Source organism: Halomonas sp. BL6, assembly GCF_006228115.1.
Lineage (GTDB): Bacteria > Pseudomonadota > Gammaproteobacteria > Pseudomonadales > Halomonadaceae > Vreelandella > Vreelandella piezotolerans.
The window spans coordinates 82084-97638 of record NZ_VDGL01000008.1; the positions used below are offsets into that span (position 1 = coordinate 82084).

Annotated in this window: 17 protein-coding genes; 9 read left to right on the plus strand and 8 right to left on the minus strand. The window is 60.2% G+C overall.

Annotation, left to right across the window (positions count from 1 at the left end; genetic code table 11):
- Positions 1-128 precede the first annotated feature (128 nt).
- The 6 genes from rpmB to ald all read left to right on the plus strand — a co-directional run bounded on the left by rpmB (position 129) and on the right by ald (position 4576).
- Positions 129-365 (plus strand): 50S ribosomal protein L28, encoded by a 237-nt coding sequence (gene rpmB, locus FHJ80_RS15860; protein ID WP_038481085.1) that lies wholly within the window; start codon positions 129-131, stop codon positions 363-365.
- Positions 366-402: 37 nt separating this feature from the next.
- Positions 403-558: a 50S ribosomal protein L33 gene (gene rpmG, locus FHJ80_RS15865; RefSeq protein WP_009098622.1), complete on the plus strand. Its 156-nt coding sequence runs from the start codon at positions 403-405 to the stop codon at positions 556-558.
- A 136-nt stretch (positions 559-694) separates the two neighbouring features.
- Positions 695-1522 carry a bifunctional DNA-formamidopyrimidine glycosylase/DNA-(apurinic or apyrimidinic site) lyase gene (gene mutM / locus FHJ80_RS15870; protein WP_139528302.1) on the plus strand — a complete coding sequence of 276 codons (828 nt, stop codon included), beginning with the start codon at positions 695-697 and terminating at the stop codon, positions 1520-1522.
- A 79-nt stretch (positions 1523-1601) separates the two neighbouring features.
- On the plus strand, positions 1602-2792 hold the full coding sequence (locus tag FHJ80_RS15875; protein ID WP_139528303.1) for a class I SAM-dependent rRNA methyltransferase: 1191 nt from the start codon (positions 1602-1604) through the stop codon (positions 2790-2792).
- A gap of 48 nt (positions 2793-2840) precedes the next feature.
- Positions 2841-3278, plus strand: a complete 438-nt coding sequence (locus tag FHJ80_RS15880) for a thioesterase family protein (RefSeq protein ID WP_139528304.1) — start codon at positions 2841-2843, stop codon at positions 3276-3278.
- 179 nt (positions 3279-3457) lie between these two features.
- A complete protein-coding gene (ald, locus tag FHJ80_RS15885) occupies positions 3458-4576 on the plus strand; it encodes an alanine dehydrogenase (RefSeq protein ID WP_139528305.1) in 1119 nt (372 codons plus the stop codon).
- Positions 4577-4598: 22 nt separating this feature from the next.
- Here ald and FHJ80_RS15890 read toward each other — a convergent pair whose 3' ends face one another.
- Positions 4599-4847, minus strand: a complete 249-nt coding sequence (locus FHJ80_RS15890; protein WP_139528306.1) for a SlyX family protein — start codon at positions 4845-4847, stop codon at positions 4599-4601.
- Positions 4848-4957: 110 nt separating this feature from the next.
- On the opposite strand from FHJ80_RS15890, the gene FHJ80_RS17525 reads away from it, so the two are divergent.
- Positions 4958-5488 (plus strand): cold-shock protein, encoded by a 531-nt coding sequence (locus FHJ80_RS17525; RefSeq protein WP_139528307.1) that lies wholly within the window; start codon positions 4958-4960, stop codon positions 5486-5488.
- A 61-nt stretch (positions 5489-5549) separates the two neighbouring features.
- Here the strand turns inward: FHJ80_RS17525 and FHJ80_RS15900 are convergent, their stop codons facing one another.
- From FHJ80_RS15900 to map, 7 genes are all read right to left on the minus strand, one after another.
- Positions 5550-5939 carry a hypothetical protein gene (locus FHJ80_RS15900; RefSeq protein WP_139528308.1) on the minus strand — a complete coding sequence of 130 codons (390 nt, stop codon included), beginning with the start codon at positions 5937-5939 and terminating at the stop codon, positions 5550-5552.
- Positions 5936-7108, minus strand: a complete 1173-nt coding sequence (gene dapE, locus FHJ80_RS15905; RefSeq protein ID WP_139528309.1) for a succinyl-diaminopimelate desuccinylase — start codon at positions 7106-7108, stop codon at positions 5936-5938. Before dapE ends, FHJ80_RS15900 begins: the two co-directional genes overlap by 4 nt.
- A complete protein-coding gene (gene dapD, locus FHJ80_RS15910; protein ID WP_139528310.1) occupies positions 7095-8120 on the minus strand; it encodes a 2,3,4,5-tetrahydropyridine-2,6-dicarboxylate N-succinyltransferase in 1026 nt (341 codons plus the stop codon). The genes dapE and dapD overlap by 14 nt, the downstream gene beginning before the upstream one ends.
- Positions 8121-8162: 42 nt before the next feature.
- Complete coding sequence (locus FHJ80_RS15915) at positions 8163-8507, minus strand: Spx/MgsR family RNA polymerase-binding regulatory protein (RefSeq protein ID WP_139528311.1); 345 nt, start codon at positions 8505-8507, stop codon at positions 8163-8165.
- Between the two features lie 33 nt (positions 8508-8540).
- A complete protein-coding gene (dapC, locus tag FHJ80_RS15920; protein ID WP_139528312.1) occupies positions 8541-9737 on the minus strand; it encodes a succinyldiaminopimelate transaminase in 1197 nt (398 codons plus the stop codon).
- Between the two features lie 122 nt (positions 9738-9859).
- On the minus strand, positions 9860-12535 hold the full coding sequence (locus FHJ80_RS15925; protein WP_139528313.1) for a [protein-PII] uridylyltransferase: 2676 nt from the start codon (positions 12533-12535) through the stop codon (positions 9860-9862).
- Positions 12535-13326 (minus strand): type I methionyl aminopeptidase, encoded by a 792-nt coding sequence (map, locus tag FHJ80_RS15930; RefSeq protein WP_139528314.1) that lies wholly within the window; start codon positions 13324-13326, stop codon positions 12535-12537. The genes FHJ80_RS15925 and map overlap by 1 nt, the downstream gene beginning before the upstream one ends.
- Positions 13327-13648: 322 nt before the next feature.
- On the opposite strand from map, the gene rpsB reads away from it, so the two are divergent.
- The gene (gene rpsB, locus FHJ80_RS15935; protein WP_139528315.1) at positions 13649-14401 is read left to right on the plus strand and encodes a 30S ribosomal protein S2; all 753 of its coding nucleotides are present in this window, start codon (positions 13649-13651) and stop codon (positions 14399-14401) included.
- A 212-nt stretch (positions 14402-14613) separates the two neighbouring features.
- On the plus strand, positions 14614-15483 hold the full coding sequence (gene tsf / locus FHJ80_RS15940; RefSeq protein ID WP_139528316.1) for a translation elongation factor Ts: 870 nt from the start codon (positions 14614-14616) through the stop codon (positions 15481-15483).
- The last annotated feature ends 72 nt before the right edge of the window (positions 15484-15555 follow it).

Here is a 15555-nt window from a genome sequence, read left to right on the forward strand (position 1 = left end):
AGTGCCACCTTTGAACTTGGGTTGAATAACGGATTTGGGTACAGCTAGGCGGTTAACTGCGTCGACTCCCTCCCTGCTCCGGTTTGCCCGACAGTTTTGAACAACTCGCCAAGCGGTTGGAGGCTCTCATGTCCAAAGTATGTCAGGTTACCGGCAAGCGTCCGGTAACTGGTAACAACGTTTCTCACTCCCAGCGTAAGACACGTCGTCGTTTCTTGCCGAACCTGCACACCCATCGTTTTTGGGTTGAATCCGAAAACCGCTTCGTCAAGCTGCGCGTTTCCTCTAAAGGCATGCGCATCATCGACAAGAAAGGTATCGAGACGGTTCTGGCCGATATCCGCAAACGCGGCGACGCAATCTAAGCGAGCTTTTGCTACGCACTTTTGGGAGAGTTAAACCATGCGCGATAAGATCAAGCTGGTGTCTAGTGCCGGTACTGGCCACTTCTACACCACTGATAAGAACAAGCGGAACACCCCGGATAAGTTCGAATTCAAGAAATACGACCCGGTGGTCCGTAAGCACGTTATCTACAAGGAAGCCAAGATCAAGTAATCGCGGTTACGATGATCGGCTTTCACCGCAGGCGAGCGCCTGTTGAAAAACCCGGCCCAAAGCCGGGTTTTTGCATGTCTGTCGTTAGGGCGCTGACGGGTCATCTGTCATGGCGCTGTCATCATAGGCTTTCATCATGCCCGAATTGCCTGAAGTAGAAACCACGCGACGTGGCATTGCCCCCTATATCGAAGGGCAAGAGATTACCGAAGTGCGGGTGCGCCAGCCGCGCCTGCGGGTGCCAGTGCCTGACGATCTGGCCGATCGGCTGATCGGCGCGCGCGTCGGCGAGCTTTCACGCCGTGCCAAGTATTTGCAGATGCCGCTGGCCACACCCAAAGGCAGCGCCACGCTGCTGTGGCACCTGGGCATGTCGGGCAGCCTGCGTGTGGCGCGCCTGGGCGACGTGCCCAAAAAACACGATCATGTGGACGTCGTGACGGCTAGCGGTTACGTGCTGCGCTATCATGATCCGCGGCGGTTCGGTTTCGTCGATTGGCAGCAGGGCGACGGCAGTCGCGATACCCGCCTTGCTCACTTGGGCCCCGAGCCGCTCAGCGAGGCCTTCGACGGCCAGTGGCTCTACCGCTTGTCCCGCGACAAGCGCGTAGCGGTCAAGCCTTTTCTGATGGATAACCGCGTGGTGGTGGGCGCGGGCAATATCTACGCCGCCGAAGCGCTGTTCATGGCGGGCATCGACCCGCGCCGTGCGGCGGGGCGTATTTCCCGAGCCCGCTACGATGCGCTGGCGGCTGCCGTCAAAGAGGTATTGACGGCAGCCATTACCCAAGGCGGCACGACGCTGCGCGATTTTGTCAGCGGCCAGGGTGAGCCCGGCTACTTTGCCCAGCGGCTCAACGTTTACGGACGTCACGGGCAACCCTGTTTACGCTGCGGCAGCGAGCTGAGACGTATCACTCTGGGCCAGCGGGCCAGCGTGTTCTGCCCCGGCTGCCAGCGTTAAGCGTCGCCTCGCGCGGCGACCCATTTTGCTTATTTGAGCAGCGCTAGAGCGCTGCCCGCCTGCTTTTTTGGAGATTGTTGTGACTCAACGCCTGCGCCTGAACAAGAACGCCGATCGCCGCTTGAAGGCTGGCCATCTGTGGATCTACTCCAACGAAGTCGATATCAAAGAGACGCCGTTAAAGAACTTCGCGGCGGGTGAGTCCGCGCTTGTAGAGGCCTCCAACGGAAAAACGTTGGGCGTGGCCTACGTGAATCCGCACTCGTTGATCTGTGCGCGTATCATGTCTCGAGACCCGGAAATGCGCCTGGACCGCTCGCTGTTCGTGCATCGCTTCAATCAGGCGCTGGCGCTGCGTCAGCGTCTCTTCGATCAGCCCTTCTATCGTCTGATTCATGGGGAAGGCGACCTGCTGCCGGGGCTAGTCATCGACCGCTTTGGCGACGTGCTGGTGGTGCAGCTCAACACGGCGGGTATGCAGGCATTGGCGGAGGAGATCGTCGATGCGCTGGAGAAAGTCGTCAAACCAAGCACGATCGTGTTTCGCAACGACACCGGTGGCCGCCGCCAGGAGGGCCTGGAAGCCCACGTGGAGGTGGTCAAAGGCACGCTACCCGATGAAGTGCTGCTGGTCGAGAATGGCGTGACCTTTGCCGTCCCGGTGCTGAATGGCCAGAAAACCGGCTGGTTCTATGACCATCGTGTCAACCGCGCCTGGCTCAACGGCCAAGTGGCTGGCAAACGCGTGCTGGACGTCTTCAGCTACGTCGGTGGCTGGGGCGTCCAGGCAGCCGCCAGCGGCGCCTCCGAAGTGCTCTGCGTGGACGCCTCTGGCGCGGCGCTGGAGCAAGTGGCGCGCAACGCCGAGCTGAACGGTGTCCAAGAGCAGGTGGCCATCGGCGAAGGCGACGCCTTCGAAGCCCTGGCGGCGCTGAAGGCCGATGGCGAGCAGTTCGACGTGGTGATTCTTGATCCGCCGGCGTTCATCAAAAAGCGCAAGGACATCCCTAACGGTGAGCGCGCCTACTCGCGTCTCAATCGTGAAGCGATGCGTCTGTTGGGCCGCGACGGCCTGCTGCTGTCGGCGTCGTGCTCCATGCACTTGGCGTCCGAGCGGTTGGTCGACGTAGTCCGCGGCGCGGTGCGCCATCAGGATCGTCACGGACAGGTCATCTTCCAGGGCCACCAAGGGCCGGATCATCCGGTACACCCGGCCATTCCAGAAACGGCCTATTTGAAGGCGCTGGGTGTTCGCGTATTCCGCGATTAATCATCCGCAAATCGTCGTCATGAGGTAGGTAGACAGGGAGCGAGTCACATGGAGTGGGCACTGCCAGACCCGTTTGTCATTGACCTGGAGGTGCTGCCAGAGGCGATCGATGCCTACCAGCACGTCAACAACAGCGAGTACTTGCGTTGGGTCGAGCAAATTAGCTGGGCCCACTCCGAGGCATTGGGGCTCTCTCTCGAGCGTTACCGAACGCTGGATAGGGCGATGGTGGTCCATCGTCACGAGCTGGACTACCTCGCGCCAGCCTTTTTAGGGGATGCGCTGCAGCTCGCGACCTGGATCGTCGCGTGCGACGGGCGTTTTAGTCTGACGCGTCGCTTCCAGCTCAAGCGTATCGACGATGGCAAAACGCTGCTCAATGCCCGTACTCGCTTTGCCTGCGTGGCGCTCTCCAGCGGTCGTCCAAAGCGCCTGCCCGAGGAGTATCAGCGTCTCTATGGTAGTGCGGTAGTAGAGGAAGGGTGATGCGCTACTGAGTGGCGTCGATTTTTTCGTGCGCTGCGCTCAAGCGCTAGATCTTTCTGTCAAAAAACGCCTTAGCCGGCGTTTTTTTCGTTTTGATTCATAGGGGTGGTGGTTCTCACCGGCTGTGCTGTAATGCAGTGAGCGACATGTCGTTCATCCGGATTGTGGAGAGTTCAGTCATGAAAATTGCCGTTCCAAAAGAGATCAAAAATCACGAGTACCGTGTTGCACTCACGCCCACAGGGGTACGCGAGCTAACCGGGCGTGGCCATCATGTCTTCGTGGAAAGCGGGGCGGGCGAAGGCGCAGGCTTTCCCGATAGTGCTTATCAAAGCGCGGGAGCCACCATCGAACAGGGCGTGGAGGCGCTGTGGCAACACGCCGAGCTGATCTTGAAAGTCAAAGAGCCGCAGCCAGAGGAAGTCGCGCGTCTCACCCCTGAGCATACGCTGTTTACCTACTTGCACTTGGCCGCTGAACAGTCGCTCACCCAAGGGCTAATGGAAAGTGGTGCCACTTGTATTGCCTACGAAACCATTACCGATGCCAAAGGCGGTCTGCCGCTACTTGCCCCCATGAGTACCGTGGCGGGTCGAATGGCCGTACAGGCGGGGGCGCACAGCCTGGAGAAAGCGCAGGGCGGCTCCGGTGTGCTGCTGCCGGGGGTCCCCGGTGTGTCGCCGGGCAAGGTGACGGTGATCGGCGGCGGTGTCGTCGGCGAAAACGCCGCCCGCATGGCACTCGGCCTGGGCGCGGACGTCACGATCCTGGACAAATCCATTGCCCGCCTGGAGGTGCTGGATGATCGCTATCAAGGGCGCATCAAGACCGTTTACTCCACGGCCGATGCGTTGGATCACGCGGCCAGGGAGTCGGACATGATCGTGGGTGCCGTGCTCATTCCTGGGGCTGCAGCACCCAAGCTGATCACGCGCGCCATGCTGGCAGACATGAAGCCGGGGAGCGTGCTGGTCGACGTGGCGATCGATCAGGGCGGCTGCTTCGAAACCAGCAAGCCCACCACCCACGCCGAGCCCACTTATATCGTCGATGGCATCGTCCACTACTGCGTGGCCAACATGCCCGGTGCCGTGGCGCGGACTTCTACGCTAGGGCTGACCAACGCCACGCTGCCGTTCGTGCTGGCACTCGCCGACAAAGGGTGGCAAAAGGCGCTCGCCGACGATGCGCACTTCTTGCCTGGTCTGAACGTCCATAATGGCCAGATCACTTACCGTGCGGTCGCCGAGGCCTTTGGCTTGGCGAGCGTCGACCCCAGCAGTGTGGTGGGGCGATAAAGGGCTTAAGCGTGTCTAATGCTCAATAGTGGGGCGGAACGTCATCTTCAGGGCGAAAGCTGCCTTGGCTATCGCCTGCTTGGAGCGCCTGATGCTGTTCACGTAGCCGTTCGCGCATCAAGGCGCTGAGTTGCTCGAGTTTTTCCAAGCGTCGTTCTTGCTGGGCGACCGCTTGGTCGAGCGTATCCAGCCAATGCTCTTGATAAGCCAGCCGACTCTCCAACGATTCAAGACGTTGAGTGAGCTCGGCAGGCGATAAATCGTTTGTCATGATAACATCGTCACCTTGTGTAGTATGCTCGGTACTGTTAGGAATGGGCCTGGTAGTTCGAGTATTGTCCTTCGTCTGTTACCCATACAACAAGAGAGCTTTCATCATCTATGAACCCAAAAGTTGTTTTTCGCTGTTTCTTTATCAGTATCTTACTGGCCGCCCCCACGCCGCTTTTGTTGGCGGGGATTGTTCATTTAACCAATGCACCGATGGCTGAACAGTGGCTAGCTGGCGCGGCGTTTAGTGTGTATGCCGCCGTCGCCCTTGGCTGCTTTGTCATGTTGTTCATTGGCACGTTAGCCGCCGCTGCCCTGGCGCCGCCCATGGTGGTCAAAGCGGACGTTGCCCGAGTGAAACCAGCACCGCGTCAGCCTCAAGCGACGTCGCCGGTAGCGGACGATGATGAAGAAGACATCATCGATCCCAACGATGGCCGTGAAGAGGGAGAGGTCAAGTGGTTCAATACCAATAAAGGTTACGGCTTCATTACCCGCGATAACGGAGAGGACGTATTCGTTCACTTTCGTGCCATCCGTGGCCGCGGCCCACGGATGCTGGCCGAAGGCCAAATCGTTCGCTATCACGTGATCAAAAACGATCGTGGCCTGCAGGCCGATGATGTGAGTATTATCGAGTAAGCGTTCTCACAGCGTCCCTTGCTGGTAGAGAAAACCCCCGCATTGGCGGGGGTTTTTGCGTTTAGCGGCCCGAATCGGGCCATTCGATGGCACGCTCTTGGCCGCTGGGCAAAACTTGCCAAAAACGGTCAGGGTCATCGCCGGGATGCCAGCCGCCTAGCGAGCAGCGAACTTCTACCTGCAGTGCCTCAGCGGCATGCTGAGCGCACTCCTGGTCGGTGTGCCACGGCGTCTGGCTGCTGTCGAACCAGAGGCTGGCAAAGCCATCGGCGGCGTTATCCACCAGGAGTACCGGGACGCTATCGCCTTGGTGTTGGCCGCGGGTTTTCCATTTGCCTTTGCCCGCTGGACTAAGCGGCGGCGCACTGAGCACCTCAGCCAGCCAGGCGTTGACGTCATCCAGCGTGGCCTGCGCCAGATACACTTCTATGTCTGGAAACCGCTCCATCATACGCGTACCTCGTCGGTGGTCAGCAGCGCCTGAAGCGTCGCTTCGTAAATACGGCTCAGCTCGTCCAAGTCGCTGGCGCGCACCCGTTCGTTCACCTTGTGGATAGTATCGTTGAGTGGGCCAAGCTCGACGACTTGGGCGCCCAAGGTGGCAATGAAGCGACCATCCGAGGTGCCGCCGCTGGTGGAGAGTTGCGGGCGTTCGCCGGTGACGGCTTCTACGCCGCGAATCGTAGCATCCACGAGCTCGCCTTCTGCGGTCAGGAAGGGCTCGCCGTTCAACGTCCAATCCAGATGATACTCGAGGCCATGCGCATCCAAGATCGCTTCGGTGCGTGAGCGTAATTCGTCGTGGGTGACGTCGGTGGAGTAACGGAAGTTGAACACGACTTCCACGTCACCTGGAATCACGTTGGTGGCGCCCGTTCCGGCACGCACGTTGGAGATCTGAAAACTGGTCGCAGGGAAGAAGTCATTGCCCGCGTCCCAATGCTCGTTGACGAGCGCATCCAGGGCGGGCATCGCTTGGTGGATAGGGTTGCGTGCCAAGTGAGGGTAGGCCACATGGCCCTGCACGCCTTTTACATGCAGCACGCCGCCCAAAGAGCCACGTCGCCCGTTTTTGATCACGTCGCCCAGGCGAGCGGTAGAAGAGGGCTCGCCGACGATGCAGTAGTCCAAGCGTTCATTGCGCTCGCGAAGGTGTTCGACCACCGCGCGGGTACCGTCGATGGCCGGCCCCTCCTCGTCGGAGGTGATCAGAAACGCGATGCGCCCCTCGTGATCGGGGTAGCGCGCCACAAAGCGCTCCACTGCCGTCAGCATCGCCGCCAGGCTGCCTTTCATGTCCGCCGCGCCGCGCCCGCAGAGCATGCCCTGGTCGTCGATACACGGCTCGAAAGGGGGGAATTCCCAGTTGGTATGGGGGCCGCTGGGCACCACATCGGTATGTCCGGCAAACGCGATCACCGGCCCGTGGTGGCCGCGCACGGCCCAAAAATTCTTTACATCACCAAAGGGGAGCTGCTCGATATGGAAACCGAGCGCCGTTAAGCGCTCGATCATCAGGTCTTGGCAGCCTTCATCGTCGGGTGTCACCGATGCCCGGCTCAGCAGGTCGAACGCCAGCGTGAGCGTCGGCGACAGTGAGTCAGGCTCAGTTATGGGCATGTAGCGCCTCGTTCAGCGCGATGGCGCTTTTATTGGTCAAGCACTCGATGCGGCCATTTTGTGAGTTGCGACGCAGCAGCAGGTCGTCTTGGCCTGCCAGCTCGCGGGCGGCGACGGTGTTGACGTCTTGGCCCTGGTCATCCAACAGCGTCACTTTGGAGCCTGCGGTGATGTACAGACCCGCTTCTACGGTACAGCGGTCGCCCAGCGGAATACCGATACCGGCATTGGCGCCGATGAGGCAGCCCTCGCCCACCTTGATGATGATGTTGCCACCGCCCGAGAGCGTGCCCATGGTGGAGCAGCCGCCGCCCAGATCGGAGCCTTTGCCGACCATGACGCCGGCAGAGATACGACCTTCGATCATGCCGGGGCCTTCGGTGCCCGCGTTGAAGTTGACGAACCCTTCGTGCATGACCGTGGTGCCCTCGCCCAGGTAAGCGCCCAGGCGCACGCGGGCGGTGTCGCCGATGCGGATGCCGCTAGGCACCACGTAATCGGTCATTTTGGGGAATTTATCGACACAGTCGACGGACAGCGCACGGCCAGCCAGGCGTGCCTTGAGGCGGCGGGCGGGCAGCTCTTCGATGTCGATGGCGCCTTCGTTGGTCCAGGCGATGTTACGCAGCAAGCCGAACATACCGGTCAGGTCCAGGCCGTGGGGCTTCACCAGGCGGTGGGACAGCAGGTGCAGCTTCAAGTACACCTCAGGTGCGGTTTGCGGCGGCTGATCGCTCTCTAAGAACATCGCCACCAGCGGACGCTGGCTCGCCGCCAGTGACTCTGCCAGTGCGGCTTGGTCGGAGTGGCCTGCCGCTTCCAGCGCTTTGGCCAAGCGGGTGCAATCTTCTGGCAGGAAACTGACCGGGGCATTGCCTGTTGGTGCGTCCAGGGCTTCCTTGGCCGCTGCGACCAGGCGCTCGTCTGGGTGGAGTAGTGGAGCCGGGTAGTAGATTTCCAGCCAGTCGCCCTGGGTGTTTTGGGTGCCGATTCCAAGCGCGAAGCTCAGCATAACGCGTATTCCTTAGAGGTTGGTGAGAGGTGTCGGTCAGGATTAGCCACTTAGCGAATCGTAGTCGCCGTCTTGATAGCCGATCATGATGGTACCGTCGTCGAGTTCCAAAAGCGGCCGCTTGAGCAGCGTGGGGTGCTGAAGCAACAGCTGGCGCGCCGAGTTGGCATCAAAATCCTTCTCTTCATCGGAGAGCTCGCGCCAGGTCTTACTCCGCTTGTTGATCACCTCGACCAGCGGCGCGCGATTCAAGATGTGTTCGAGCAGTGCCGCCGACAGGCCATCTTTACGCAGGTCGTGGGTTTTATACATCAGCGCTTTGTCGTCCAGCGCTTTGCGTGCTTTGCGGCAGGTGTCGCAGTTGTGAATCATATAGAGCGTCAGCATACAGCCTCCTTTCGTCGTCTTGGTCGGCGCGGGCTAGCCGCGTTCGAGCAGTTGGCGAAGACGCGTGGCCGCTTCCAGCGTCGGTTCGAGCTCCGCCACTAAGGCTAAGCGTAGCCGCCCAGCACCGGGATTATGGCTGTGTTGTCCTGGGCGGCCCATCAAGCTGCCGGGAAGTACGCTCACGTGCTGCTCGCTGAATAGTCGTTGACTAAAGGCGATATCGTCACCGCCCGGAACCGCAGGCCAGAGGTAGAAGCTCGCCTCGGGCGTGGGGAAATCCATCACCGGGGCGAGCACCTCCGTGACCGCACTGAATTTCTTACGGTAGGCGTCGCGGTTGGCCCGTACGTGGGCTTCGTCCTGCCAAGCAGCGATGGACGCGTGCTGCAGCGGTAGCGACATGGCGCAGCCGTGATAGGTGCGGTAGCGCTTGAACGGGGCGAGCAGGTCTGCATCGCCTGCCACGAAGCCCGAGCGCAGCCCCGGCAGGTTGGAGCGTTTGGAGAGCGAGTGAAACACCACGCAGCGGCGGTAGTCGTCGCGGCCAAGCTCGGCGCAGGCTTGCAGCAGCCCCGGTGGCGGCGTGCTCTCGTCCAGATAAAGCTCGGAGTAGCACTCGTCGGAGGCGATGATGAAGTCGTGCTCGTCGGCCAGGGCAATCAACTCTTTGAACTCGGCCAGCGGTGTGACCGCACCGGTCGGGTTGCCCGGCGAGCAAATAAACACGATCTGCACGTCGCGCCAAGTGTCGGCACTGACCGCAGAAAAATCGGGACGAAAGCCGTTCTCGGCCGTGCAGTCCAGGTAGAGCGGCTGGCCGCCTGCTAGCAGCGTCGCCCCTTCGTAAATCTGGTAGAACGGATTGGGCACGGCGGCCTGGGCAGGACGAGTGCGGTCCAGCGCTGCCTGCACGAAGGCAAAGATGGCCTCGCGGGTGCCGTTCACGGGCAGAACTTGGCGTTCGGCGTCTAGCCCGGCGAGGGCAAAGCGCTGGGTGGCCCAGGCGGCAATGGTCTCGCGCAGGGCGGGCAGGCCGTTGGTGGCTGGGTAGCGGGCCATCTCGAGCTGGTGGGCCACGAGGGCATCCAGCGCGCCCTGGTAAGGCGCGTGCTGGGGTTCGCCGATCGTCAGCGGAATGTGCGTCAGCCCCGCCGGGGGCGTGAGTGTCGCTTTGAGGGCGGCCAGCTTTTCAAACGGATAGGGATGAAGGGCGTTGAGATCTGGGTTCATGGCGCGTCCGTTGAGAGCGTGAAGGCGGGAGCTGTGAGCAAAACCATTTATCGAACCGCCCATTATAGGCAAGCCCTGGGGCAGGCTCAAACCTAACCACCAGGGCATGGCATCTTTCTGGTTTAGACGCCTAGCACTTCAATCAGACGTTCACGAAGCTGCTGCTGGCGGTCGGGGTCGGTGAGCGGCTCGCCTGCCTTGGTGGTAATGAAGAACACGTCTTCTACTCGTTCGCCCAACGTAGCGATCTTGGCGGCCGAGAGGGCGATATCCTGCTCCATGAAGATGCGCCCTACCCGAGCAAGAAGGCCGGGGCGGTCGGGGGCGGTCAGCTCCAGCAGGGTGCGCTCGTTGGCGGGGTCCTGTTCGATCACCACTTCGGTAGGCACTTTGAAGTGCTTGAGCTGTCGCGGGGTGTGGCGGGTGACGATCTCGGGATAGTCATCCGGGTCGTCCAGCTCTTCAACCAGGTGGCTGCGCATCTCTTCGATACGCTCTGCGTCACGAATCGGCTGGCCATGGCTATCCAGTACGATAAAGGTGTTGAGCGTCCAGTCATTGTGCGACGTGGCGATGCGCGCATCGTGAATCGAGAGGCCGAGCTGCTCCATGGCCGCAGCGGTGGCGGCAAACAGATCATCCGCCGAGCGAGTGTGGATGAAGACCTTGGTACCGCCCTCGGCCATGTCGGCGGTGGGCGCACTGATCAGCACCAGCGGCAGCGGTGAGGGCTGATGGTTGAGAATGCCTTGGGTCTGCCAGACGATCTCGCTGGGTGCGTACTGCAGGAAGTAGTCCTCCCCCAGCGATTCCCAAAGCCGGTCGATGTGAGCGCTATCGACACCCACCGTTTGCAGTAGCGAGCGCGCTTCGGTGCGCGTTTCGCGTACCCAGTCGTCGCGATCTGGCGGATTTTTCAGGCCGCGCCGCAGGGCGCGTTTGGTTTCCGCGTGAAGTTGGCGCAAAAGCGATGCCCGCCAGCCGTTCCACAGCGTTGGGTTGGTCGCGTTAATGTCGGCGACGGTGAGCACGTAAAGGTAGTCCAGGCGGGTCTCGTCGCGCACGATCAGCGCAAAGTCGCGGATGACGTCCGGGTCGCTGATGTCGCGCTTTTGCGCGGTCATCGACATCAGTAGGTGGTGCTCCACCAGCCAGCTCACCAAGTTGGTGTCGTGCTGGGAGATATGGTGGCGATGACAAAACTGCTCGACGTCTCGCGCACCGATTTCGGAGTGATCGCCGCCACGGCCTTTGCCAATGTCGTGGAACAAGCCTGCTATCCACAGCAAGTCGAGCTTGGGCAACTGGTGGATGAGCGTCGCTGCCACGGGGAAGTCGCCTTTGGCCTCGGGCTTGCGGAAGCCGTGCAGGAATTTCAGCAGGCGCAGGGTGTGGGCATCGACCGTGTAGATATGGAACAGATCGTGCTGCATCAGCCCTACGGCGCGGCCAAACTCCGGCAGGTACTTGCCGAGAATGCCGTAGCGGTTCATTCGCCGCAGTTGGCGAGGAACGTTTCCCGGTGCCCGCATAAGGGCCATGAAGAGCCGCTGGTGACGCGGTTCTTCCCGGTAGTGATCGTCGATTTGATGACGGTGGTCACGAATCAGCCGAATGGTATCGGCGCGTACCCCCTCGATCTCCGGGTGTTTGGCCATTAGCAGGAAGAGTTCCAGCATGGCCGCCGGTCGCTCGCGGAAGAGGTTGCGCGAGCGCACTTGGATGTAGCCGCCTTTGGTTTCGAAGCGCTCGTTGAGCTTGACGGTTTCCAACGACTCTTTACCGCGCAGAATGACTTCGTCGAAATGCTGCAAGAGCATGTCGTTGAGTCCGGCGAGGGCCGTTACATGGCGGTAGTAGCGCTTCATGAACTGCTCGACGGCGAGTCGTTCGGGAGTGTCCTTGAAGCCGAACATCTCGGCAATGGTGCGCTGATGATCGAACAGCAGCCGATCTTCGGCCCGGCCCGTGAGCATGTGCAGAGCGTAGCGCACCTGCCAGAGAAATGCTTGACCCTGGCTGAGAATGCGCAGCTCGGCGTCGTTCATGAAGCCGTTGGCGACGATGTCGGTGTACTGCTCGGTGCCGAAATGGCGCTTGGCCACCCAGCCAATCATTTGGATATCGCGCAGGCCACCGGGGGAGCTTTTGAGGTTGGGCTCCAGGTGATACTCGGAATTGTTGTAGCGGTAGTGGCGGGCGATCTGTTCCTGCCACTTGGCCTCGAAAAATCGGTCGGCAGGCCACAGGTTCGTTGCGCTCAAGCGCTCGCGCATCTTTTCGCGCAAGCTTTCCGGCCCGGCGATGAGGCGTGACTCCAGCAGGTTGGTGATCACCGTGACGTCCGCTTCGGCTTCGCGCTCGCAGTCGTTGAGTGAGCGCACGCTATGGCCAATCTCGAGGCCGATATCCCACAAAAAGGTGATGAAGGCGCTCAGCGGCTCACGGTAGGGGGAGTCGTCGTCGTGTTCGAGCAATAGGAGCAGGTCGATGTCCGAGTGGGGGTGTAGTTCTCCACGCCCGTAACCACCCACCGCTATCAGCGCGACCCCGTCGTCGGGCCAGGCATGCTGCGCCCAGGCGATGGCAAGCAGCTGGTCGAGATACCATGCACGGCCGCGTACCAGATCGCGAATATCGGCCCCAGCGCGAAACTGCTCGTCCAGCCGCGCCTGAATGTCCCGTAAGGCCGCTTTGAACGGCGCAATGGGCGAGCGTGATCCGGCAAGCTCGGTGCGAAACAGGTCGAGATCGAAAAGCGACGTGTCCGGCTCGAACCGGTAGTGGTGAAGAAGCATCAGGCGTTCAAAAAGCTAAAGTCTTCGTCGCTGCGTGCGGTCAGCACGTCAACGCCGGTGTCGGTGACAAGCAGGGTGTGCTCCCACTGCGCCGACAGGCTGCGGTCTTTCGTGACGGCGGTCCAACCATCCCGCAGGACCTTGGTTTTGTAGCCACCTACGTTGATCATCGGCTCGATGGTGAAGCACATGCCCGCCTCCAGGCGAATGTCGGCATCCGGTGCATAGCCGTCGTAGTGCAAGAACTGCGGATCTTCGTGAAAGTCCGCGCCAATGCCGTGGCCGCAGAAGTCGCGCACCACGGAGTAGCCGTGGGCTTCGGCATGCTGCTGGATCACCCGGGCCAGCTCGGAAAGGCGTACGCCGGGCTTCACTAGCTCGATGCTTTTATATAGGCACTCCTGGGTGATGCGGCACAGTCGTTCACCCTGAATGGTGTCGCCAATCACGAACATGACACTGGAGTCGCCGTGGTAGCCGTCTGGCGTGCGCACCGTGATGTCCAGGTTCATGATGTCGCCGTTTTTGAGCTTTTTGCCATCATCGGGAATGCCGTGGCATACCACGTGATTGATCGAGGTGCAGGTCGCTTTAGGGAAACCGTGATAGTTCAGCGGTGCTGGCGTCGAGCCCAGTTCGTTGACGATGTACGCATGGCACAAGCGGTCGATCTCACCGGTACTGATACCCGCTGTGACGTGGGGAGTGATCATTTCGATAACGCTGGCTGCCTGGCGACCGGCTTCGCGCATTTTCTCGATTTCAGAAGGCGTCTTGATAGGAACGTTCATGAATTCTCGATGTGGCTTCTGGGTGAGTGATGAGTGGCAAATTCAGCGTCTAAACGCGCCTGCGACTTCATCTTGGCAATGATCTATGGTATAAAGCCGCGCGCTTTCCTGCAATCGCCATCCCTCGCTTCTTTCCAGGGCGGCGGCGCGTGGAAAGAGTAACGAGATCGCAACCCAGCACCGCTGAGTTGCACGACAGCAAGCCTTGAAAACACACATGCACCGGCACATGGTCCCGGGTGCCTCTAGCGACGTTCGTCGGCGCTACTGGTCGGATCCATGGGGTGCGTGGAGGCCTAACCCGAGTTTCAGGAGTTTTACCATGTCTCACGTCAATATGCGTGACCTGCTGAAAGCAGGTGCTCACTTCGGTCACCAGACCAAGTACTGGAACCCGAAGATGGGTAAATTCATCTTCGGCGCGCGCAACAAGATTCACATCATCAACCTCGAGCACACTCTGCCGGCGCTGAACGAAGCGATCGACGTGGTCGAGAAGATGGCGGCGTCCAACAACAAGATTTTGTTCGTTGGTACCAAGCGCAGCGCCAGCAAGATCATCAAAGAAGAAGCGAATCGCGTTGGCCAGCCGTTCGTCAACCATCGCTGGTTGGGCGGCATGCTGACCAACTTCAAGACCATTCGTCAGTCCATCAAACGTCTGCGTGATCTGGAAACCATGCGCGAAGACGGTACCTTCGAGAAGCTGACCAAGAAAGAAGTCTTGATGGCCACGCGTGAGCAAGAGAAGCTCGAGCGTTCTATCGGCGGTATCAAGAACATGGGCGGCCTGCCGGACGCGCTGTTCGTGATCGACGTTGATCACGAGCGCATTGCGATCAACGAAGCCAACAAGCTGGGCATCCCGGTCATTGGCGTGGTCGATACCAACTCCAACCCGGATGGCGTTGATTACGTGATCCCAGGCAACGATGACTCCATCCGCGCTATCCAGATCTACGTGAAGGCTATTGCCGACGCGTGTGGTCGCGCGAAAGAAGGTCGTCCGGACGAGTTCGTCGAAGTGACTGAAGAAGAAGCCGCTTCTGCCGACACAAACGCTGCTGCCGAGTAAGGCTGCAGTGGTGCGGCGGGCAGGTGAGCCGCATCGTATCAGAGGGGGCCTTATGCCCCCTTTTTCCCGCTTTGGGTTCGCCCAGGCGGGCCGATCATGCCGGATCAATGCCGGCAAGCGCTCTGCACAGTGATACGCAACGGTCATCTATCGTGCTTATACTCTGTAGCGCGTTTAACTCTCAGTTAGAACCATTTCCGAGGTGAAATCTCATGGCAGCTATCAGCGCCTCTCAGGTTAAGGAACTGCGCGAACGTACCGGTCTTGGCATGATGGAGTGTAAAAAAGCACTCACCGAAGCCGACGGTGACATCGAAGTCGCGATCGAAAACCTGCGTAAAAGCTCTGGTCTTAAAGCCGCGAAGAAAGCGGGTCGTACCGCTGCAGAAGGTGCGGTGGTGACTCGCGTAGCAGACGATGGCAGCTACGGCGTCATGGTCGAAATCAACTCTGAAACCGACTTCGTTGCTCGTGACGATAACTTCATCGGCTTCGCCAACAAGATCGCCGATGCGTTCTTTGCAGCGAAGAGCGAAGACGTTGCCGCCGTGATGGCGGGTGATCTCGAGTCCGCTCGTGAGCAGTTGGTTCAGAAAATCGGCGAAAACATCGGCGTGCGTCGTGCCGTGGTCGTCAATGCCGTTGACGGTGGTTTGGTAGGCGAATACGTGCACGGCGGCCGCATTGGTGTCTTGACCGTCCTGAAAGGCGGCACCAGCGAAGCGGCCAAAGACGTTGCCATGCACGTCGCGGCGATCAACCCGGCCGTTGCGCATCCCGAAGAGATGCCGCAAGAGCAGCTGGACAAAGAGAAAGCGATCATCCTGGCCCAGCCGGACATGGCCGGTAAGCCTGAGCAGATCGCTGAGAAGATGGTTCAAGGCCGCCTGAAGAAGTACCTGGCTGAGAACAGCCTGACCGAGCAGCCGTTCGTCAAAGACCCAAACCAGTCCGTGGCTGAATTCGTCAAAGCCGCCGGTGGCGAAGTGGTCAGCTTCACTCGCTTCGAAGTGGGCGAAGGCATCGAAAAAGAAGAAGTCGACTTCGCGAAAGAAGTCATGGAACAGGCTGGCCGTCGCTAAGGTCAGAGGTTCCAGTCAGAAGATGGCGTGCGCGCGAGCGCACGCCTTCGTGTATCCGGCCCCTGTGAAATA

Excerpts from the sequence above, each read along its gene's own strand:
- rpmB (WP_038481085.1), top strand. The coding sequence starts at position 129 with ATGTCCAAAGTATGTCAGGTTACCGGCAAGCGTCCGGTAACTGGTAAC.
- rpmG (WP_009098622.1), top strand. The coding sequence starts at position 403 with ATGCGCGATAAGATCAAGCTGGTGTCTAGTGCCGGTACTGGCCACTTC.
- mutM (WP_139528302.1), top strand. The coding sequence starts at position 695 with ATGCCCGAATTGCCTGAAGTAGAAACCACGCGACGTGGCATTGCCCCC.
- FHJ80_RS15880 (WP_139528304.1), top strand. The coding sequence starts at position 2,841 with ATGGAGTGGGCACTGCCAGACCCGTTTGTCATTGACCTGGAGGTGCTG.
- ald (WP_139528305.1), top strand. The coding sequence starts at position 3,458 with ATGAAAATTGCCGTTCCAAAAGAGATCAAAAATCACGAGTACCGTGTT.
- FHJ80_RS15890 (WP_139528306.1), bottom strand. The coding sequence starts at position 4,847 with ATGACAAACGATTTATCGCCTGCCGAGCTCACTCAACGTCTTGAATCG.
- FHJ80_RS17525 (WP_139528307.1), top strand. The coding sequence starts at position 4,958 with ATGAACCCAAAAGTTGTTTTTCGCTGTTTCTTTATCAGTATCTTACTG.
- FHJ80_RS15900 (WP_139528308.1), bottom strand. The coding sequence starts at position 5,939 with ATGATGGAGCGGTTTCCAGACATAGAAGTGTATCTGGCGCAGGCCACG.
- dapE (WP_139528309.1), bottom strand. The coding sequence starts at position 7,108 with ATGCCCATAACTGAGCCTGACTCACTGTCGCCGACGCTCACGCTGGCG.
- dapD (WP_139528310.1), bottom strand. The coding sequence starts at position 8,120 with ATGCTGAGCTTCGCGCTTGGAATCGGCACCCAAAACACCCAGGGCGAC.
- FHJ80_RS15915 (WP_139528311.1), bottom strand. The coding sequence starts at position 8,507 with ATGCTGACGCTCTATATGATTCACAACTGCGACACCTGCCGCAAAGCA.
- dapC (WP_139528312.1), bottom strand. The coding sequence starts at position 9,737 with ATGAACCCAGATCTCAACGCCCTTCATCCCTATCCGTTTGAAAAGCTG.
- FHJ80_RS15925 (WP_139528313.1), bottom strand. The coding sequence starts at position 12,535 with ATGCTTCTTCACCACTACCGGTTCGAGCCGGACACGTCGCTTTTCGAT.
- map (WP_139528314.1), bottom strand. The coding sequence starts at position 13,326 with ATGAACGTTCCTATCAAGACGCCTTCTGAAATCGAGAAAATGCGCGAA.
- rpsB (WP_139528315.1), top strand. The coding sequence starts at position 13,649 with ATGTCTCACGTCAATATGCGTGACCTGCTGAAAGCAGGTGCTCACTTC.
- tsf (WP_139528316.1), top strand. The coding sequence starts at position 14,614 with ATGGCAGCTATCAGCGCCTCTCAGGTTAAGGAACTGCGCGAACGTACC.